At 70.8% G+C, this 19,856-nt stretch carries 18 protein-coding genes and 1 pseudogene; 8 read left to right on the forward strand and 11 right to left on the reverse strand.

Going from position 1 to position 19,856, the window contains the following annotated elements:
* Positions 1-50: 50 nt before the first annotated feature.
* The gene (locus CELGI_RS14100; protein WP_013884807.1) at positions 51-821 is read right to left on the reverse strand and encodes a TetR/AcrR family transcriptional regulator; all 771 of its coding nucleotides are present in this window, start codon (positions 819-821) and stop codon (positions 51-53) included.
* A gap of 195 nt (positions 822-1,016) precedes the next feature.
* Between CELGI_RS14100 and CELGI_RS14105 the strand changes: the two genes are divergently transcribed.
* Positions 1,017-2,669 carry an ABC-F family ATP-binding cassette domain-containing protein gene (locus tag CELGI_RS14105; RefSeq protein ID WP_013884808.1) on the forward strand — a complete coding sequence of 551 codons (1,653 nt, stop codon included), beginning with the start codon at positions 1,017-1,019 and terminating at the stop codon, positions 2,667-2,669.
* Between the two features lie 9 nt (positions 2,670-2,678).
* Here the strand turns inward: CELGI_RS14105 and CELGI_RS14110 are convergent.
* Positions 2,679-3,838 (reverse strand): IS3 family transposase gene (locus CELGI_RS14110; RefSeq protein ID WP_095532385.1). Its coding sequence is split into 2 segments (ribosomal slippage): positions 2,679-3,557 and positions 3,560-3,838, totalling 1,158 coding nucleotides; the frame shifts between segments, so codons are not numbered across the junction.
* Positions 3,839-4,006: 168 nt separating this feature from the next.
* On the opposite strand from CELGI_RS14110, the gene CELGI_RS14120 reads away from it, so the two are divergent.
* On the forward strand, positions 4,007-4,618 hold the full coding sequence (locus CELGI_RS14120) for a DUF5701 family protein (RefSeq protein ID WP_013884811.1): 612 nt from the start codon (positions 4,007-4,009) through the stop codon (positions 4,616-4,618).
* A gap of 504 nt (positions 4,619-5,122) precedes the next feature.
* Here CELGI_RS14120 and CELGI_RS14125 read toward each other — a convergent pair.
* The 4 genes from CELGI_RS14125 to merA all read right to left on the reverse strand — a co-directional run bounded on the left by CELGI_RS14125 (position 5,123) and on the right by merA (position 9,901).
* Entirely contained in the window at positions 5,123-6,037 is a 915-nt protein-coding gene (locus CELGI_RS14125; protein ID WP_013884812.1) for an AAA family ATPase, read from the reverse strand.
* Positions 6,024-7,454, reverse strand: a complete 1,431-nt coding sequence (locus tag CELGI_RS14130; protein ID WP_013884813.1) for a Mu transposase C-terminal domain-containing protein — start codon at positions 7,452-7,454, stop codon at positions 6,024-6,026. Before CELGI_RS14130 ends, CELGI_RS14125 begins: the two co-directional genes overlap by 14 nt.
* A 48-nt stretch (positions 7,455-7,502) precedes the next feature.
* Positions 7,503-8,132 carry a recombinase family protein gene (locus CELGI_RS14135; protein ID WP_013884814.1) on the reverse strand — a complete coding sequence of 210 codons (630 nt, stop codon included), beginning with the start codon at positions 8,130-8,132 and terminating at the stop codon, positions 7,503-7,505.
* Positions 8,133-8,530: 398 nt separating this feature from the next.
* Positions 8,531-9,901, reverse strand: a complete 1,371-nt coding sequence (gene merA / locus CELGI_RS14140) for a mercury(II) reductase (RefSeq protein WP_013884815.1) — start codon at positions 9,899-9,901, stop codon at positions 8,531-8,533.
* 81 nt (positions 9,902-9,982) lie between these two features.
* On the opposite strand from merA, the gene CELGI_RS14145 reads away from it, so the two are divergent.
* Positions 9,983-10,381 carry a heavy metal-responsive transcriptional regulator gene (locus CELGI_RS14145; protein WP_013884816.1) on the forward strand — a complete coding sequence of 133 codons (399 nt, stop codon included), beginning with the start codon at positions 9,983-9,985 and terminating at the stop codon, positions 10,379-10,381.
* 343 nt (positions 10,382-10,724) lie between these two features.
* Here the strand turns inward: CELGI_RS14145 and CELGI_RS14150 are convergent, their stop codons facing one another.
* From CELGI_RS14150 to CELGI_RS14165, 4 genes are all read right to left on the reverse strand, one after another.
* Positions 10,725-11,807 (reverse strand): cation diffusion facilitator family transporter, encoded by a 1,083-nt coding sequence (locus tag CELGI_RS14150; protein ID WP_013884817.1) that lies wholly within the window; start codon positions 11,805-11,807, stop codon positions 10,725-10,727.
* Positions 11,804-12,163: an ArsR/SmtB family transcription factor gene (locus CELGI_RS14155; RefSeq protein WP_013884818.1), complete on the reverse strand. Its 360-nt coding sequence runs from the start codon at positions 12,161-12,163 to the stop codon at positions 11,804-11,806. The genes CELGI_RS14150 and CELGI_RS14155 overlap by 4 nt, the downstream gene beginning before the upstream one ends.
* A gap of 72 nt (positions 12,164-12,235) precedes the next feature.
* Positions 12,236-12,826: a DUF305 domain-containing protein gene (locus CELGI_RS14160; RefSeq protein ID WP_245528109.1), complete on the reverse strand. Its 591-nt coding sequence runs from the start codon at positions 12,824-12,826 to the stop codon at positions 12,236-12,238.
* Positions 12,827-12,930: 104 nt separating this feature from the next.
* Complete coding sequence (locus CELGI_RS14165) at positions 12,931-13,332, reverse strand: four-helix bundle copper-binding protein (protein ID WP_013884820.1); 402 nt, start codon at positions 13,330-13,332, stop codon at positions 12,931-12,933.
* A 228-nt stretch (positions 13,333-13,560) separates the two neighbouring features.
* Here CELGI_RS14165 and CELGI_RS14170 point away from each other — a divergent pair, with 228 nt between their 5' ends.
* Positions 13,561-15,708, forward strand: a complete 2,148-nt coding sequence (locus tag CELGI_RS14170) for a heavy metal translocating P-type ATPase (RefSeq protein WP_013884821.1) — start codon at positions 13,561-13,563, stop codon at positions 15,706-15,708.
* 233 nt (positions 15,709-15,941) lie between these two features.
* The gene (locus CELGI_RS14175; protein ID WP_245528111.1) at positions 15,942-16,691 is read left to right on the forward strand and encodes a F510_1955 family glycosylhydrolase; all 750 of its coding nucleotides are present in this window, start codon (positions 15,942-15,944) and stop codon (positions 16,689-16,691) included.
* 189 nt (positions 16,692-16,880) lie between these two features.
* Here the strand turns inward: CELGI_RS14175 and CELGI_RS14180 are convergent.
* Positions 16,881-17,330: pseudogene (locus CELGI_RS14180) on the reverse strand (DUF305 domain-containing protein); the annotation flags it as partial.
* Positions 17,331-17,536: 206 nt separating this feature from the next.
* On the opposite strand from CELGI_RS14180, the gene CELGI_RS17185 reads away from it, so the two are divergent.
* The 3 genes from CELGI_RS17185 (at position 17,537) to CELGI_RS14190 (ending at position 19,760) form a co-directional block, all read left to right on the forward strand.
* Positions 17,537-17,902: a hypothetical protein gene (locus CELGI_RS17185; protein ID WP_150104754.1), complete on the forward strand. Its 366-nt coding sequence runs from the start codon at positions 17,537-17,539 to the stop codon at positions 17,900-17,902.
* A complete protein-coding gene (locus CELGI_RS14185) occupies positions 17,899-18,630 on the forward strand; it encodes a response regulator transcription factor (RefSeq protein WP_013884825.1) in 732 nt (243 codons plus the stop codon). The genes CELGI_RS17185 and CELGI_RS14185 overlap by 4 nt, the downstream gene beginning before the upstream one ends.
* A gap of 131 nt (positions 18,631-18,761) precedes the next feature.
* Complete coding sequence (locus CELGI_RS14190; RefSeq protein WP_245528112.1) at positions 18,762-19,760, forward strand: HAMP domain-containing sensor histidine kinase; 999 nt, start codon at positions 18,762-18,764, stop codon at positions 19,758-19,760.
* The last annotated feature ends 96 nt before the right edge of the window (positions 19,761-19,856 follow it).

The following is a 19,856-nucleotide window of genomic DNA, read 5'->3' on the forward strand; positions in this document are numbered from 1 at the left end:
ACGCCGGCAGGCGACCGTGGTCGCGGCCGCTCGACAGATGAGCGCGTGCCTCACGTGCCGTCGCGGATCAGGGCGGCCAGGCCGTCCAGCGTGCGGGCAAGCCCGAACCGCCAGGCCCGGTCGGCGTTCCACGCGCTGCCCTGCGCCTCGCCGGCAGCCGCACCGATGCGCACGGCGCGCGGGTAGGCGCCGGGGTCGAGGACGCGGGCCAGAATGGGCTGGTTGGTGGCCCACCACTCCGCATCGCTCATCGCCGTGTCGGTGGTGACCCGGGCGGCGTCGTGTGCCGCGCGGCAGTGCGCCTGCACGAAGCCGAGGAGGTAGGTCAGCGCCGCGTCGGTGTCCACGTCGGAGAGGCCGGTGTCGTCGAAGGCCGCGAGCTCGTGCTCGTACTTCGCCATCACCCCCGGCCCCACCGGCGGGCGGCTCAGACCGGCCACCTCGGTGAGCCACGGATGGGTGGTCAGGAGATCGCGGTTCGACTCCGCGACGAGGGTCAGCCGGTCCTGCCACAACTGGCCGCCCCAGGTCGGGCGGGCCATCCGGTGGTAGGTGGCGTCGACCATCAGGTCTAGGAGCTCCGGCTTGCCGGGCACATAGGTGTACACCGACATCGCCGAAACCCCCACGCGCTCGGCCACGGCCCGCATCGTGACTGCGGCCAGGCCGTGCTCGTCGGCCAGCACCAGCGCAGCGTCGACCACCTGAGTGACGTCGACCGACCGCGCCGGGCCCTTGCGCCGCCTCGCCGTCGACGGCTCGCCCCACAGCAGCGCCAGGGTGCGGCTGGGCTGCCCGGTTCCTGTGCTGTTGGAGGTCACTGGGACATTCTCGCACAATTACGGTTTACAACGTACAGTGTACGACGTATAATGCTGTCGTGCGGGTCGGCCGACGCCGAAGCACCGGCCTGCGCGCCCCGACTCCCTGATCGCCCGAACGGAGAACGCCCTCGCTCCTCTGAGACGCCGCCCCGATCGCCGTCGTGCCCGTCCTCACGCGTCTCAGGAGCAGCCATGTCCACTAGATTGTCCGCCGTCTCCGTCTCCGACCTCCACTTCGCCTGGCCCGACGGGACGCCCGTCTTCGCCGGTCTGTCCTTCGCCGTGGACGCCGGCCGCGTCGGCATCGTCGGTCGCAACGGCTCTGGCAAGTCGACCCTGCTCCGACTCCTGAGCGGCCAACTTCGCCCAGACCGGGGTTCGATCCGGCGTGCCGGCTCGCTCGGCTACCTGCGCCAGGACCTGCCCCTGCGCGTCGATGCGCGTGTCGACGAGCTCCTGGGCATCGCCGACGTACGCCGAGCCCTGGTCGCCGTCGAGGCCGGCGACGTCTCGGAACCGGTCCTGGAGACGATCGGCGACGCCTGGGACATCGAGGACCGGGCGCACGCGCTGCTCGAGCGCCTCGGACTGGAGTGCGGGCTTGATCAGCGGATCGGTGAGCTCTCCGGCGGCGAAGCCGTCCTGCTCGGGCTGGTGGCCGAGCTGCTGCACGAGCCAGATGTCCTTCTGCTCGACGAACCGACGAACAACCTCGATCGGTCCGGGCGGGCCCGGCTCGTCGAGGCGGTGCGGTCCTTCCGCGGCGCGCTCGTTGTGGTCAGCCACGATGAGCAGCTGCTCGAACACGTCGACCAGGTCGGCGACCTGCGCGACGGCGAGATCGACTGGTACGGAGGCAACTTCGCGGCCTATCGGGAGGCGCTGGCGCTGGAGCAGGAAGCCGCGGAACGGGCGGTCGGCGTCGCCGAGGCCGATGTCCGACGTCAGCGGCGCGAGCTCGCGGCGGCCCACATCAAGCTCGACCGGCGCAGGCGGTATGGCCAGAAGATGTGGGACACCAAGCGTGAGCCGAAGATCGTCATGGGCGCCCGCAAGCGCGAGGCCCAGGTGTCTGCGGGCAAGCACCGCATCATGCACGAGGAGCGCCTGACCTCGGCGCGAGAACGACTCGCGGAGGCCGAGGACGGAGTCCGGGACGATGCCCCGATCCGGATCGACCTGCCCGGCACCGAGCTGCCGGAAGGTCGCGTGGTGCTGCGGCTGCAGGACGTCGAGCTGCGCAACGGCGTGCGTGGCAGTCTGGAGGTGCGCGGCCCGGAGCGGATCGCCCTGGTAGGCGCCAACGGCTCTGGCAAGAGCACCTTGTTGCACACCATCGCGGGCGAGCTGGAGCCGGCCGGCGTGTGCGAGCTACGCGTGCCGGCCCGGCTGCTGCCGCAGCGGATCGACATCGTTGACAACGGCCTGTCGGTCGTCGAGAACGTCGCACGCTTTGCCCCGGCCTCGGACGAGAACCGGCGCCGGGCACGCCTGGCCCGGTTCCACTTCCAAGGACGCGCCGCGGACCAGCAGGCCTCGACCCTCTCGGGTGGCGAGCGGTTCCGTGCCGCGATGGCCGCACTGCTTCTGGCCGAGCCGGCCCCGCAGCTGCTGATGCTCGACGAACCGACCAACAACCTCGATCTCGCCAGCATCGACCAGCTCGTCAGCGCGCTGGAAAACTTCCGTGGCGCGCTGCTCGTCGCCAGCCACGACGAGGCGTTCCTGCGGCGGCTCCACCTCACCCGGTACGTCGAGATGGCGCTGGGCCGGTTCACCGCGACCTCGACACCGCCGTCGCCCAGCCGTGCGACCGTCACCCGGGTCTGCTGCACGAGTAGGTGACAGCGGGTCTCAGGCGGCGAGTGCGACCTGAGGGGTGTTGATGGTCTCGTACTCGATCGGGGTCAGGCGACCCAGACGGTGCTGACGTCGACGACGGTGGTAGGTCCTTTCGATCCAGACGATGATCGCCAGGCGGAGCTCGTCGCGGGTGGTCCAGCGGCGCCGGTTCAGGACGTTCTTCTGCAGCAGCGAGAAGAAGCTCTCCATGGCGGCGTTGTCGCCTGCGGAAGCGACCTGCCCCATCGACCCGAGCAGGTCATGGCGGCCCAGGACGCGGGCCACCTTCCGGCTTCGAAACTGGCTGCCTCGGTCCGAATGAACGACGCATCCGGCGACATCTCCACGCCGTTGCACGGCGCTGACCAGGGCGTCCACCGCGATCTGGGACGTCATGCGGTCGCTGATCGAGTACCCGACGATCCGGTTGGAGAACACGTCCTTGATCGCGCAGAGATAGAGCCGGCCCTCGCTCGTGCCGTGTTCGGTGATGTCCCAGAGCCACAACCGGTTCGGGCCGTCGGCCCGGAACTGGCGCAGCACCAGGTCGTCGTGCGCCGGCGGTCCGGCCTTCTTGCCGGTCCGGGTGCGCTTCTTGCCGAAAGCCGACCACCAGCCGTGCTCCGAGCAGATCCGCCACACCGTGCGGTCGCACGCCCGCACACCGGCCCGGTGGGCCTCGTCCGCGAGTAGCCGGTGGCCGAACTCGGGGTCGTCGCGGTGGGCGTCGAACAGCACGTTCGCGAGGTGCGCCCGCTCGAGCTCGCGCGCGCCGACGGGCGCGGCGAGCCAGCGGTAGTAGGGCTGTCTGGCGAGCTTGAGGACCCGGCACGTCACCGCGACGGGGATCCCGTCTGCGGCGAGCTCACTCACGAGCGGGTAGAGCCTTTTCCCGGCAGATGCGCCTGCGACAGGTAGGCCGCTGCCCGGCGCAGGATCTCGTTCTCCTGCTCCAGCAGCCGGATGCGGCGGTTCGCCTCCCGCAACTCAGCTGACTCCGACCGGGTCACCCCAGGCCGGTTGCCGTCCTCGACGTCGGCGTCACGCAGCCAGTTGCGCAGACACGACTCGGCAATCCCGAAGTCGTGCGCAACCTGCTTGATCGGAGCATCCCCGCGGCGAGCGACCGCCACGACGTCCTCACGGAACTCCTTCGGATAGGGCCTGGGCACGGTGCACATCCTTCCAGCGGCGCCCACAGGCACCACAGGTCAGTGTCACCTATCCGTGCAGCAGACCCCCCGCTCCCGAGGAGGACTTCGGCCATAGGAACCCACGCCTCGACAGACCCCCTCCACCCTGAGGCAAGTCCTGGCCTCATCCGACGTCAAAGGAGACCGATGACCCTGACAGATCAGCTCCAGCACCTGATCGACCTCGACCTGCCCGCCATCGCCGACGTCACGCCGGCCGACCTCGCCGGGTGGGTGGCCGAGGTGGACGGCCACCCCGACGGCGTGCTGGCCGTGCACCCGGCGCTGGCGCCCCCCAGCACGCTCGCACCCCTGCTCAGCAGGCAGGGCAAGCAGGGCTTCGTCGTCCACGACATGACCGACCTCGACGAGTTCCGCCCCACTCCGGACCTGGTGATCCCGGACCGGCCGCTGTACGTGGTGACCGGGATCGACCGAGGCGACGACATGCTGAACTGGAGCCCTGAGGAGGCGGCTCCCGCGATCGCTCAGCGAGGGCGCACGCCGCTGACGATCAGCGAAGGCATCAGCTGGCTGCTCCAGGAGCCAGAGGTCCTCGTGCCGAACCGGTGCTTCATGTGCATCGGCTCGCGGAAGCCGAAGCCCAAGGGCTACGACGCCCGCACGCCGGCGCTGTGGATCAGCGGCGGCACCGGACACGATGGACCGGCACGCAGAGACGCTCCGAAGGTCGGCTGGTGCTGGTGGCGGAACCGGCACACCTGGCTGGGGTTCGCCTCGGCCACCGGCCGCCGATGAAGACAGGGCAATGAAGACGGGGAAGGACACCACCATGGCCGAGCGGATCTCAGCGCACCGAACCCTGCCCGCCTCACCGCAGGCGATCTTCGACGTCCTTGCCGACCCCGACGGCGGCTCGGGTGAAGTCGGTGGGACAGGTGCGGGGGATACTGCGGCCCATCCCGACAACAGGTGCGGCTGGGCACCCGAGGCGTGAGCCGAAGCGGCAGGAGTAGAGGGCGGCAGGCGGGAGACCCGCTCGCGAGGTCAGCAACCGTGACCCCATGTGGGCCCTGCCGCACCAGCCCCTGAAGCGAGAGCGCGCTCAAGCTGGACTTGTGAGGCGCTGACGTGGTCACAGGGGTCTCGGAGCACAGCGGCGTATCCGGCGAGTTGTCGAGTAGCGACAACGCACCGGAACTGGTCGTTTCCGGTCGGGCCGCCGTGGCCGCTCGTCGACGATGTGGCCCACAGGGATATGTGGCCGTAGATCACCTGTGCTCTGTGTCCGGGCACCTTCGCTCAGTGCCCGACGAGGAGGGCCTCGCGGGCCGCTTCGACGACCTCCGGTGTCACCGTCGGGAGGTGGTTGATCTGGCGGATGCGTTCAATCTGAGTGAGGAGTCGGTCGACGAGGCGGAAGTTGCCGCCGGTGACGCGGGCGACCGTGGTGATGGCGGCGGCCTGAGCCAAGTCGTCTTCGTCCGGGTGCTTATCTGATTGCCAGCGGCGGGTGAGGACGGCGGTGAGCTCGTCGGGCCCCAGTGATCGGTACTCGTGGGCGAAGCCGATCCTGCTGTAGAGCTGGGGGTAACGGGCCAGGCGCTTCTCGATCCCGGGCATGCCGATCAGGATGACGCCGAGGCGGTGTCGGTCGTAGTAGTCGCGGACTTGCTCCAGCCCGACGGTTCTAAGCCGGTCGGCTTCGTCGATGATGAGCAGCTCGGTGAGCGCAGAGCCCGCTGAGGCCGGGTGCACGAAGGGGTCGACCTTGCCGTACTGGTGGTAGTCGACGGCGTAGGAGATCTCCTGGCACGCGCGGGGCAAGGCCCGGTCGACTTCGCGGGTGCTCGCGTTGACCGTGGGCGTCCAGAACGCGGTCCGCGCCTGCAGGACGCGTTCGGGCACGGCACCGGGATCGGTGCCGCTGGTGAGGGTGTGCTGCCAACGCGCCCAGTGATCCGTGCCGGCGTAGTGGCGAGCAGACAGGGTCTTGCCAACCCCGGGCGGCCCCCAGCACAGCCCGACGTGGCGGTGGCGTCGCACGGTGTCGGCGAACTCTGCGAACCGCCGGTGCTCCTTCGTGACCAAGAAGGAGACCTGCTCCTCACGCGGCGCCGGCGGGACAAGCTCACCCAGTCCTCTGGTCAGGAAGCGCCGGCCGTCGTCGTTCTTGCCGAGGATGCTCCGGTCGGGGGCAGGTTCAGTCGTTGGCATAGGTCCGCAGCCTGTGACGAGGGACGGGCGGCTCGGCCGGCGGACGCTGCCCGTCCACGCCCGGCAAGCCCGCGGGCTGCACCACGGCGTAGTGGTGATCCGCGGGCAAGGCGTCGGCCAGACTCCGACGCTCGCGCAGCTCCTTCTTCAGCGCCCGCCGTCTGGCGACGCGAGCGTCCTGCAGCTGCTCCAGCGTGACTGCTTCGCGGGCGAGCTCAGGTGCGATCGCCCGGCACAGGTACTTATCGCAGTAGTAGACGCGGACCTCGGCTGCGTCGCGGGGGTCGTAGCGGATGGTGACGCTCTCTCCGACGTAGGCGGCGAGCACCGGGCTGATGTACCGGGTGCCGGAGAAGCGGATCCCGTCACGTTGGACGATGCGGCTGGTAGCCGCCGTGAGCAGGAGCGTGTCGAGGTCCTCCGGGTGGGCTGGGCTGCGAGGGATCCAACCGTCGGCGAGCCAGCGGACCACGGGCGGCTGCCGGGTCTCGGAGTGCGGCCGGCTGTGATACTCCTCGACGACGAAGAGCTCGACTGCGCTGTCGAGCTCGGCGAGGGTGAGCTGCGGCGGTGTGGTGGGTTGCCCGCCGGTGCCGTGCGGGATGTACCCCGGCAGGTGCGGCAGCAGCTCGGTGGTGATGGTCCTGAAGAGGCGCTCGATCTTGCCGCGGCCTTGCGGGACCCCGATCCGGGAGTGGATCAGGCTGACGTGGGTGTCGAGGCAGACCCGCTCGAGCCGGCTGCTGGTGAAGTCGCTGCCGTGGTCGCTGTAGAGCACGTCGGGTAGGCCTTGGACCGGCCAGGCAGGGTTGCCCTTCGCGATGACGGCCTGGTGCAGCGCGAGGACCGTCCGCTCGGCGCTCGGCGCGCCGAGGAAGAGCGTGTAGCCGGCGACGGCACGCGAGTAGTCGTCCAGCACTACCGTCAGCCACGGTCGTGCCGGGCGTCGGTGGGCATCGAGGATCTGCACGTCGAGCAGCGTGTGGGCGGCCTGCCACTGTTCGTTCGGGCGGGCCGCCGAGCGCCGGTAGACCAGCTCGAACCGATCCCGATAGGCGGTGTCGCCACCCGTCGCAAGGGTGCGCAGACCTGGGTCGATGCTGGTGACGATGTCGCGCACCGTGGAGTAGCTCGGCGGAGCCAGCCCGCGGTCGCGCGCCATGTCAGCGATCCGGCGGTGCACGAACGCGGTCGTCGGGGCGGGCCGGCGTAGAGCCAACGCCTCGACGGCCGCGATGAGGTCGTCGGGCAGCCGGCGCTGGCCGGCGTCGCTGCGCCGTCGACGTTCCAGTGAATCGACGGTCCCGTCGGCCCGGTAGGTCGTTGCCCACCGGCGCAGCGTGCGCTCCGGGATGCCAGCGTGCTCAGCCAGGCGGGTCAGCGGCACTCCGTCCTGGAGGTGCTGGCACAGCAGCAAGGCCTTCTGCTGGCCGTCAACCGAGCCGAGACCATCGCTGTCTCCTTGCTACCTCGCGGACTCCGCTGCCGCCTGCTCGGTCGCCGGCGCAGCGGTGAGGTGCTCGACGGCCCGAGGCGGCAGGTGGCGGTACAGGCTGGTGCGGGCGATCCCCGTCTTGGCGACGATCTCCGCGATGGAGTGGCCGGCCTCACGCAGGTGGGCGGCGTAGGCGAGCTTGTCAGCGTCGACCAGGACGGGTCGGCCAATCCGCCGGCCCTTGGCTGTGGCAACAGCTCGAGCGTGGGCGGCGCGCTCGACGGTGTAGGTCCGTTCCATCTGCGCGAACAGGGCCAGCAGGACGACCGCGAGCTGTCCCATCGGGTCGCTGGGGTTCGCGGAGTCGACCTTGATCGGGTCCGCGAGGTTGCGGACCCCGACGCCGCGGTCGGTGAGGTCGTGGATCAGGTTGAGGGTGTCGCGCACCGTGCGCCCCAGGCGGTCCAGGGTGTTCACGACGATGACGTCGCCCTCACGGGCGTACTCCAACACCGCCCGGAGGCCCGGCCGGTCGGTGGTCGCGCCGGACTTCTTGTCCAAAAAGATCTTGTCCCGTGCGACGCCGGCCGCCACGAGCGCCTCGACCTGCCGGTCAAGGTCCTGCTTCGCCGTCGAGACGCGTGCGTAGCCCAACTCCACCGGCCCAACGTACCGAAGGTCGTCTCTGTACGGAACCAACGGGACGCGATTTCGGGACCTACTTCTGGCACGGCGCGTCAGCCGTGCCGCCTCGGCTCGAACAAGTCTTGGACCGCTCGTCCCACTTCCAAGGAAGTGGGACAGGCTCAACTCTGTCTGACGCGTTGACCCAGCCTGGCCCTGTGTCTTCTGGTGCGGGAGTGGGAGCATCGCGTGATGAGCCAGGACTCGAGGGAGTGCTCGTGCTGCGGGCGCAGCAAGCCGCGCCGCGCTCTTCATGCGTTGGACGGCGGGGCGTCGTACATCTGTCGGCCTTGCGGCCTATGGGTGGCCCTGAGGCTGAAGGGCGACACTGTCGGCGCGGGCTCGCACGAGCCGTGACGCGCCGGCTCGGGTGCCTATGCGCAGCAGCTCGTGGGCAGCGCTGAGCGGAACAAGCCGGCGGCGATGCGCAGGGCTTCGCTCATCGTTAGGTAGGGGGCCCAAGTGTCGGCGAGGTCGTCCACGGTGAGGCCGAACTTGATCGCGTAGGTCGCTGCGAGCATCAGTTCGCCTGCGCCGTCCAGGGCAGCGTGCACCCCGAGGATCTTGCGGCTCTCGGCGTCGATGACGAGCTTGAGGACACCGCGGGTGTCCTGGTTGACCAGGGCGCGCGGGATGTCTTGCGCTCCTAGGACGCGGCATTCGCAGGCGTGCCCAGCGGCGAGAGCTTGGTCCTCCGTCAGTCCCGCGCTGGCGATCTGGGGCGTGGTGAAGGTGACGCCGGGCAGCCCTCGATAGTCCACTGCTGAGGGCTGGCCGAGCGCGCCGGCTGCGGCGACGTGTCCTGTCTGGGCTGCGACGTAGACGTACTGCGGGACGCCGGACACGTCCCCGGCCGCGAAGACCCGTGGGTTGGTGGTCCGCTGGTTCTCGTCGACGACGACGAAGCCGCGCCTGTCAGTAGCAACACCTGCCGCAATGAGAGCCAGGTCGGACGTGTCGGCGAAGCGCCCGGTCGCCACGAGCAACCGCTGGCCCGTCAGCCGCCTCTCGCTCCCGGTCCGGACCTCAACGCCGTCGTGAGTCGCCCGCACCTCCGTCGCGCGCTCCTGCACCACGGTGATGCCCTCGTCCTGAAACACGCCGAGCAACACGTCTGCAACCTCCGGCTCCGCGTGGGGCGCGAAGCGTCCGACGATGGTGACGGCGACACCGAGGTGCGCCCACAGCTGGGCCTGCTCGAGCCCGACATACCCGGCGCCGAGCACCACCATGGATGCGGGTAGGTCCTGCTGCTCCATCGCGGTGGTGGAGGTCAGGTACGCCACGTCACCCAACCCCGGGAGGTCCGGGATGTGTGGTGCCACGCCGGTGGCCACGACGTACCCGTGCCGTGCTCGCAGGGCCTGGCCGTCGACCTGCAGTGTCTCTTGGTCGATGAAGCGTGCGTGGCCCTGCAGGATCGGGAAGCCGTGGGCGTCGGCGACGTCGGCGTACTTCGCTTGGCGCAGGCGGTCGATCAAGGCCTGCTTCTGCTCCATCAGGGCGCCCAAGGCGACCGGGCCCGCGCTGGTGGAGATGCCTTCAAAGGGGTGCGTGGCCGCACGGTGGCGCTGCCCGGCGGCGGCGAGGAGGTTCTTGCTGGGCACGCAACCGATGTTCAGGCAGGTCCCGCCTAGCGGCCCGTGCTCGACGAGCAAGACGCTGTTGCCGCGGGACCGTGCCTCGATGCCCGCGGCCATCGCAGCGCCGCCGGTCCCGATGACGATCAGGTCGTACTCGTCCATGGCATTCTCCTCGCGCGCGCGGACAGGTCATCGGACGGTAGACGTTCCAGTGCGGGGGAAGGTCAAGGTCTACGGTTGACCATGCGCATCGGAGAGCTGGCCGCCACGGCCGGCGTGACGACCAAGACGATCCGCTACTACGAGAGCGCCGGCGTGCTGCCAGCGCCGGCTCGCCAAGCGTCGGGCTACCGGGAGTACGACCACCGGGCGGTCGACCGGCTGGCGTTCGTGAAGGCCGCGCAGGCGGCCGGGCTGACCCTGGCGGAGATCGTCGACGTCGTCTCTGCCCGCGAAAGCGCCGGCGCACCGTGCGCACACGTCGCGGCAGTGCTCGAACAGCACGCCCACGATCTTGAGCGGCGGATCGCCGAGCTCACGACTCTGTTAACCCAGGTGCGCCAGCTCAGCGCGCGGGCAAAGACTCTGCACCCTGACCAGTGCACCCCCGCCCAGGTCTGTCACCTCATCCCCACCGCCTGAAGCATCCGCCGTACCTGCGCGCGAACGCCGCAGCGCAGTCAGCCGCAAGGTGCACACATGATCACGGCGCCGCCGATGGCTGCCTCTGGGCCGTAGCCCCCCGTCGATGTCATGGGCCCAGCTCAACCGCCACATTGCGGCGACAGATTCCCGCCACCCAGCGCTGAAAGCCACAACTGCGTCTGGTCGGAGCTCCGCGGTGTAGCGGAAACGCTCGAATACGGGACGACGTGGGCGGTCGTTCGGAGGGACGACGGCTTGTCGTTGACCGGCTCGCTGGTCTGGCGCTGTCGTTGAGCGTCAGGCAAGGCGACAGGAGACGTCCCGGAGCCGACGGTCGGGTTCATGTGCGATGAGGCTGGGAACTGATGACGGTGAGGTCGACACGTCCGAGATTTGGCAGGGTGTGCCGGAGGTGATGGTCAGCGCGCGCGGTGAGCGCGTCGGTCTCGGCCACCGTGGTGGCCGGATCTGCACCAAGGGCGGCCTGGAGGTTGAGGCGGTGGCCCGACCACCGGAGCCTGAGGTCGGTGACGTCGTTCACGCCGTCGACGTGCCCGAGGGTGTCTTCGGCGCGGTCGACCAGCGCGGGATCGACGCCGTCGAGGATGCGGCGCCCGACGTCGCGGGCTGTGCCCCACAGCAGGATCAGGATCGCGGCGGTGATGAGCAGCCCGACGACGGGGTCGGCCAGGGGGAACCCCGCCCACACCCCGATGACGCCTAGGACGACTGCGAGGGAGGTGAACCCGTCGGTGCGGGCGTGCAGGCCGTCGGCGACCAGCGCGGCGGATCCGATGCGCCGCCCGATGCGGATGCGGTACACGGCCACGGCCTCGTTCCCGGCGAATCCGATGATCCCGGCACCGAGTACCCATCCGAGGTTGTCCAGAGGTTGGGGGTCGGCGAGCCGGCGTATCGACTCGACGCCGGCCACGACTGCGGATAGGGCGATCATGGCCACGATGAACAGACCGGCGAGGTCCTCCGCTCGCCCGTAGCCGTGCGTGTATCGCCGGGTGGGCGCGCGTCGGCCGAGGACGAACGCGATCCACAGCGGGACGGCGGTCATGGCGTCGGAGAAGTTGTGGATGGTGTCGGCCAGGAGGGCGACCGAGCCGCTGACCGCGACGATGGCGAGCTGCGCCACAGCGGTGACGCCGAGGACGACGAGGCTGATCTTGACCGTGCGGATGCCCTGGCTGCTGGCCTCGAGGGCGTCGTCGATCGAGTCGGCCGCGTCGTGGCTGTGCGGGACGAACACCTCGTGCAGCCACCCGCGGATCCCCGCCGGGTGATCGTGACCGTGCTCGGGTGCGCGGTCCCGCCCATGCCCATGGCCGTGCTCGCAGGAGTGTTCGCCGGAGGTCGTCACCTCGCCCGCTGCGCCGCCGCGCTGGTGGTCGCGCGCATCCTGGCCGTTCACTGGACGTCCTGCGCGTGGTGGTGACGCGGGTGGGCGTCGATGGAGTGCTCGGCTTGGAAGACCGCATCGGTAACAAGCTGGCGGGCGTGCTCATCGGCCAGCTTGTAGAAGACCCGCGTGCCCTCGTGGCGGGTGGTCACCATCCGGGCCAGGCGCAGCTTCGCCAGGTGCTGGGAGACCACCGTCGGGGACTTGCCCACCGCCTGGGCCAGGTCGCCGACCGCCAGTTCCCCACCGCGCAGCGCGAGGATGATCCGAACCCGCGTCGCGTCCGCCAACATCGCGAAGACCTCCACCGCGAGCTCTACGTACGGCGAGTCCAGCGCCAGATCGCAACCCCTTGAATCTTCGCTCATACGCAGATTCTTACACGCATGAGGCTGTACTGATGCGACCTCACGGTCGGTTGCAGCGAAGGCGCAGCCGCGTCAGCCGGGCGCGCACTGGCGGTCTGCGGACGCCTCGAAGGCGGGGACCGGGCGCCCCTGGGCCTCTTCGGGTGTGGTGGCTGGCCCGTTGGCCTGGATGTCCTGGATCAGCCAGTCCATCTCGTCGATCTCACGTCGCTGGGCCTCGCTGATCTCGACGGCGAGCTCGCACACCCGGACGTCTGCTAGCTCGGCCCGCTCGGAGCGGGTGATGGCCAGGGAGTGGTGCGGGATCATCGACTTCATGTACGCCGTGTCCTGCACGGTGGTCTGGCTGCGGTCCAGGAACACCCCGCCGGCGATCAGCAGGACGCCGGCTGCGACGACGGCGATGTTGGCCTTGGCGTTCTTGTACATGTTCAGCATCCAGCCGAGCATCACCAGCGCCATGGTCCCGCCCATGGTCAGGGCCATGAAGACGCGGCTCTCGCTGAAGCGGACGTGGTCCCACCGGTAGGTGCCGACGAACATGACCGCGTACATCACCACGATCCCGGTGATGATCATCGCCGCGTATCGCAGGTACATGTTCCTCATGTGGTGGCCGCCCTGGCCCTGGTGCTGACCCTCGACCTCCTGGTGTCCCTTCATCGACACGGGACCCGCTCCCTTCACTGCCTGGTTTTCGTGGTGGTGCGGCCCTGCCGCGGTCGGCTCGGTGGGGTCGGCGCCTCGGTTCGCGGCGGGCGAGGTAGTCACCCGATGGCGTTGAGCAGCTCGGTGCACGCCGCCTCGCACGTCCGGCACGCCTCGGCGCAGATGCGGCAGTGCTCGTGCATCTGGGCGTGCTGGGCGCACTCGTCGCCGCAGGCGCGGCACGCGGCGATGCACGCCTGCAGGTGCGCGCGGGTGATGTTGGCGTCGTACCCGGTGTGCCGGGACAGGATCCGCGCCGTGGTGGCGCAGCTGTCCGCGCAGTCAAGGTTGGTGCGGATGCACTTCCTGAGGTCGGCGACCATGTCCTCGCTCAGACACGCGTCCGCACACGCGCTACAGGACTGCGAGCACTCCACCAGTGCGTCGATGACGCGGGCGAGCAGGTCGCGGTCGAGGTTGATCTCGGCGGGGTAGGTCTGGAGCATCTGCGTCGTCTTCATCGCGCCCTCCGTGGTCAGCTGCGTTGGCGGGGCGCTGCCACAGGTGGCGCACGCCGCCGGGATGCGTTCGACGCTACTGATCCACGTCACGGGCCGCACCGCGAGGCCCGGGGGATGGCGATGAAGTTTCGATGAAGGCCGCCGCCACTGGGCACTGTGGGGAACACGAGCCCGGCAGTTTCGGTTCCTGCCGCATACCCCAACGGGGTACCCATAGTGGAGGCGATGATGAGCGCGGACGAGCACAGCGGCCACACCAAGCACCACCATGCCGGGCACGCGGGCACGGTGGCCGCTGCGGGTTCCCACGGCGGGGGCCACGACGGCGGCACCCACGGCGGGGACCACCACGGCGGCGCAGGGCACGGGGCCGAGCAGGCGCACGCCCAGCACGGCAACGCCGGGCACGGACACCACGTGGCGCAGTTCCGGGACCGGTTCTGGGTCAGCCTGGTGCTGGCGGGGCCGGTGGTGGTGTTCAGCCACATGTTCGCCGAGCTGCTCGGGTACACCCCGCCCACGTTCGGCGGGTCGGAGTGGATCTCCCCGGTGCTGGGCACGGTCGTGTTCTTCTACGGCGGTTGGCCGTTCCTGACCGGCGCGGTGGTGGAGGCGCGCAGCCGCCGGCCCGGGATGATGCTGCTGATCGCGTCGGCGATCACGGTTGCGTTCATCGCGTCGTGGGCCACCACCCTGGGTGCGGCGATGGAGCTGGACTTCTGGTGGGAGCTGGCGCTGCTGGTCGTCATCATGCTGCTGGGGCACTGGCTGGAGATGCGCGCCCTGGGCGCCGCGTCGGGTGCGCTGGACGCCCTGGCGGCGTTGCTACCCGACCGGGCCGAGAAAGTCACGTCCTCCGGGACGCTCGAGGTGGCCGTGGCGGAGCTCGCCACCGATGACGTCGTGCTGGTCCGCCCCGGAGGGAGGGTGCCGGTCGACGGGCAGATCGTGGACGGCGAGGCGCACCTGGACGAGTCGATGATCACCGGGGAGTCACGGGCGGTGCGCCGGGCGGCAGGGGACGCGGTCGTGGGCGGCACCGTCTCGACCGACAGCACGCTGCGCGTACGGGTGACCGCGGTCGGGCAGGACACCGCCCTGGCCGGCATCCAGCGGCTGGTCGCCGACGCCCAGGCGTCGAGCTCACGCGCGCAGGCGCTGGCCGACCGGGCCGCGGCGTTCTTGTTCTACTTCGCCCTGGCCGCCGGCGTGCTCACCTTCGCCGCGTGGCTGGTGTTCGGCGACACCGCCGACGCGGTCACGCGAACCGTCACGGTGCTGGTCATCGCCTGCCCCCACGCGCTGGGCCTGGCCATCCCGCTGGTGATCTCGATCTCCACCGAACGGGCCGCCCGCGCCGGCGTGCTGGTCAAGAACCGGCTGGCCCTGGAGCGGATGCGCACCGTCGACACGGTCCTGTTCGACAAGACCGGCACCCTGACCCAGGGCGCGCACGCCGTCACCGGCGCCGTCGCCACCAGCGGGGTGGACCAGACCGGGATGTTGGCCCTGGCCGCGGCGGCCGAGGCCGACAGCGAGCACCCGGTGGCGCGGGCGATCGTGCGCGTGGCCGGGCGCACGCCGGCGTCCGCCCGGGACTTCCGCGCCCTGCCGGGGCGCGGGGTGCAGGCCAGTGTCGACGGCCACGAGATCGTCGTGGGCGGACCGGCGCTGCTCGCCGAGCGGCAGTGGATCGCCCCGGCGGACGTGCAGGCCGCGACCCGGCCGTGGGTGGACCGGGGGGCGTCGGTGCTCCACATCGTGCGTGACGGGCAGGTCATCGGCGCGGTCGCGGTCGAGGACGCCATCCGCCCGGAGTCCCGCGAGACGGTCGCGGCGCTGCACGCCCGCGGTGTGTGGGTGGCGATGATCACCGGCGACGCCCAGCAGGTCGCCGACGCGGTCGCCGCCGAGCTGGGCATCGACGAGGTGTTCGCCCAGGTCCTGCCGACCGACAAGGACGCCAAGGTCAGCGAGCTGCAAGGCCGCGGGCACAAGGTCGCGATGGTCGGTGACGGCGTCAACGACGCACCTGCGCTGGCTCGAGCCGACGTCGGGATTGCGATCGGCGCCGGCACGGACGTCGCCGTGGAGTCCGCTGGGGTAGTCCTGGCCTCGGACGACCCCCGCGGGGTGGTGTCGGTGATCGTGCTGTCCCAGGCGTCGTACCGCAAGATGTGGCAGAACCTGGTCTGGGCGACCGGGTACAACCTCATCGCGGTACCCCTAGCCGCGGGCGTGCTCGCGTTCGCCGGGTTCGTCCTGTCACCGGCTGTCGGGGCGATCTTGATGTCCGCCTCGACCATGGTGGTCGCCGCCAACGCCCAGCTCCTGCGCCGCCTGGACCTGGACCCTGCCCGCGTCACCCAGCCCTGAGCGGCGACGCGACCGGCCCGCACCGACTCCACACCGAAAGGCTCACCCCGCTGATGCCCCGCCGCTCCATCTCTCGTTTCCGTGCCACGGCAGGCGCGCGCGCCCTGGTCGGCCTCGGGCTGATCGCCACCGTCACGACCGGCTGCGCCGCGCCCCCGCAAGCCGGGCCCGCCTCGACTCACGCACCGCCGGTAGCATCTGAGCCCGGCCCGACCGGTACCGGCGCGGCCGCGGTGGACGGCCTGCCGAGCAGCCATGTCCACGGCGTAGCGGTCAACCCGGCCGACGGGCTGGTGTACCTGGCCAGCCATGACGGGCTGTTCCGGTACGGGCCGCACGGGCCCGAGCGGGTGGGACCGGTAATCGACCTGATGGGCTTCACAGTCGCGGGACCGGACCACTTCTACTCCTCCGGCCACCCCAGCCCCGGGGTGGACCTGCCGGCGCCGCTGGGGCTGGCCGAATCCACCGACGCCGGGCAGACCTGGCAGCCGCTCTCACGCGGTGGGCAGTCCGACTTCCATGCCCTGACCGCATCGACCGCATCGGTGGTCGGCTACGACGGTTCCGTGCTGCGCAGCACCACCGACGGGCAGACCTGGACCGAGCTGGACGCACCGGTCGAACCGTTCGCCCTGGCCGCATCTCCCGACGGCCGCGTGCTGGTGGCGACCAGCGGGGCGGGGGTGTACCGGTCCGACGACGGGGGCGCGACGTGGCAGCAGCCACAGGCACCGCTGTTGCAGTACGTGGCGTTCGCCGACGACACGGTGGCCGTGGGCGTCACCCCGGACGGGAACGTGGCGCGCAGCGAGGACGCCGGGCAGACGTGGACGCAGGTCGGTGCCCTGGGTGAGCCGGTCGCGGCCGTGGGCGCGGCCCGCGGCCCCGACGGAGGGGTCGGGGTGGTGGTGGTGACCGCGGATGAGGTGCTGAAGTCCGCGGATGGTGGGGCCACGTTCGGACCCCTGACGACCGGCTGACCGGCTGGAAGAGAACTGGTCGCCGTTCCACCCGCCGATGACTGATGTCGACCGGGACTGCCCCATGCGGTGGTCTGTACGGCCGGGCACGCCGAGGGACCTCCGGCGGACATGGCGGGCCCAGGTACGTGGTCGCCGAGGGATCCAGCGACAGATCGGTGAAAGCTCGCGGCCGGTGCCGCTCGCCGATCACAGGGTGCGCAGCACGTTCTCCATCTCGGTGATCTCGCGCGTCTGGTCGTCGATGATCGTGCGCGCCAGCTCCCGGGCCTCGGCGTAAGCGCCGTCGGCCAGGTGCGTCTCCGCCATCTCGATCGCGCCGCGGTGGTGCTCGGTCATCATCTCCAGGAAGGCGCGGTCGAACTCCGCGCCCGAGAGCCCGTCCAGCTCGGCCATGGCGGACTCCATGTCCATGCCGCCCATGTCCATGCCGCCGTGATCCATGCCGCCCATGTCCGCGTCCTGGGGGCCTTCCTCGCCCCACGCCTTGAGCCACGAGGTCATCTCGTCGATCTCCGGGCCCTGCGCGGCAGAGATCCGCTCGGCCAGCGCCCTCACCTCCTCGCTGCCGGCCCTGTCGACCGCGAGGTCAGCCATCTCGATGGCGCCCTGGTGGTGGATGATCATCATCTGCGCGAACTCGGTGTCCGCGTCGTTGTGCTCGCTGGCCTCCTCGACCTCCGGAGCGCTGGAGGTCGCCGCTGCAGCCGGCGGTTCGGCGGCCGGCTACGCGGCGCCGGAGCAGGCGCTCAACGCCACCGCCAACGCCAGGGCGGTCGCCGTAGCAGCCAAGCGCCGCCGGGTCGTGATCATCACGGAAGGTCCTTCCCAGAACAGGTGTGCAGGTGGTTCAGACGGTCGCGCTCGGCGCGCAGCACGAGTCGTTCCCCGTGGCGTCGCCACCGCAGCAGCCGCCGTCGCTGGTGACGGCCTGGTCCGTCTCGAGCGTGTCCTGCGCGGTGCTCGCGGTCGTGATGGTGGTCGTGGCCTGGCAGCAGCCCATCGGGTCTCTCCTTCGTGGTGTCGCGGGTGAGGTACGCGTCGGCGCGGTGAGCAGTGGTCTCGACGCACTGGCAGTGCGGTGGGCACGGGGCGCCGACGCGAACGCGCACCATCATCGGTGCCGGTCACTGAAGTACCGGTCGCTCGCCGATCAAGGTTCGATGAAGATCCCGGGCCCGGTGGCCGGCCCGCCGACAATGAGGGAGTGAGCATTCCTTCGGCCCCGGCAGCGGCGTCCCGTCGTGCGGTCGTCGTCGACGACGAGCAGGCACTGGCGCGGCTGGTCGCCGGGTACCTCGAGCGGGACGGGTTCGAGGTCTACGTGAGCTACGACGGGGCCGAGGCGGTCGGGGTGCTGCGCGCGGTCGACCCCGACGTGGTGGTCCTGGACCTGGGCCTACCGGGCCTGGACGGGGTGGAGGTGTGCCGCCAGCTGCGGACCTTCTCCGACTGCTACGTCATCATGCTGACCGCCCGCGCGGAAGAGGTCGACACCCTCATCGGCCTGTCGGTCGGAGCGGATGACTACATGACCAAGCCGTTCAGCCCCCGCGAGCTCATGGCCCGGGTCGGGGTCCTGCTGCGCCGGCCACGCCGGCCCGCTCAACCTGCTGCCGCTCCGACGGCCCGGCCGAGCGTGGACGTCGGCCCGCTGCGCCTGGACCTGGACGCCCGCGAGGTCCACCTCGACGGCCGGCCCGTGCCGTTGACCCGGACCGAGTTCGACGTCCTGGCAGCTTTGGCATCGGGGCCCGGGCGGGTGTTCAGCCGACGGGCCCTGATCGAGGCGGTGTGGGGACCGAACTGGGTCGGGGATGAGCACCTGGTCGACGTCCACGTCCTGCACGTACGTCAGAAGCTCGGCGACAGCCCCGAGCAGCAACGGTTCGTGTGCACGGTCCGCGGAGTCGGCTACCGCATCGGCACCGGCACATGAGCCCCGCCCCGGGCACACGGTGGGGTCTGGCCGCGCGGCTGCTCGCCGCCTTGGTCGTGGTCCTGGCGGTGGCGGCGTTCACCGCGTGGCTGGTCGCCTCCGCGGTCGGGCCCGGCCTGTTCCACGAGCACATGGTCCGCGCGGGCCTGCAGGACCACGACAGCGCGGTCTTGCATGCCGAACGGGCGTTCCGCGACGCCAGCGCGGTTTCCCTGGCCCTAGCCCTGGGCGCCGCAGCGATCACCTCCGCGGCCGTCAGCGTCGTGCTCGCCGGGCGCATCGGTCGGTCCCTGGCCACCGTGTCCAAGGCGGCCGCCCGCCTGGGCGCGGGCGAGTACGAGTCGCGCGTCCCCGCGGCCGGCCTCGGCGCGGAGTTCGACGACCTGGCCGACTCGTTCAACACCATGGCCGCCCGCCTGCGAGACGCCGACCGGCTGCGCGCCCGCCTGCTGGCTGACGTCGCCCACGAGGTCCGCACCCCCGTGGCCACCATCGCCGGGTACCTCGAGGCAGTCCAGGACGGCGCCCAGCCCATGGACGAGGCCACCATGACGGTGTTGGCCGACCAGGCGGCACGGCTGACCCGGCTCGCGCAGGACCTGGCCGCCGTGACCCGCGCCGAAGCCGGTGACCTCGTGCTCAACGTCGAGCCCGTGCCAACACGCGACCTGCTCGAGCAGACCGCGGCGGCATGGCGCGACCGCGCCGCCGCGGCCGGCGTGCACCTGGCCCTCGACCCAGACGCCGGCTCCGGCGCTGGGCCGGTGGCAGTCGACCGCCACCGCATCGCCCAGGTCATGGACAACCTGGTCGCCAACGCCCTGCGGCACACCGCCGCCGGCGGCACCATCACCCTGCGCGCCCGCGCCGTCGATGACCCCAGCCGCGTCGCCCTGGCCGTCCGTGACACCGGGAAGGGCATTGCCCCCGAGCACCTGCCGCACGTGTTCGAGCGGTTCTACCGCGCCGACACTGCACGTGACCGCGCCAGCGGCGGGTCAGGTATCGGCCTGGCGATCTGCAAGGCGCTCACCGAGGCGCACGGCGGCACCATCACAGCCGCCAGCGCAGGCGTCGGCGCCGGCGCGACTTTCGTCGTCACGCTGCCGGCGATCAACTCCGGCCCGTAGCGCACCGAGGACAGGGTCCACCTGGCATTACGGCCGCCCCCAGCAGCGAAAGCCGCCCGCCATCGAGCCGCGAAAGCCACAGCCACACCGTCAACG

The sequence above is a fragment of the Cellulomonas gilvus ATCC 13127 genome, from assembly GCF_000218545.1.
Lineage (GTDB): Bacteria > Actinomycetota > Actinomycetes > Actinomycetales > Cellulomonadaceae > Cellulomonas > Cellulomonas gilvus.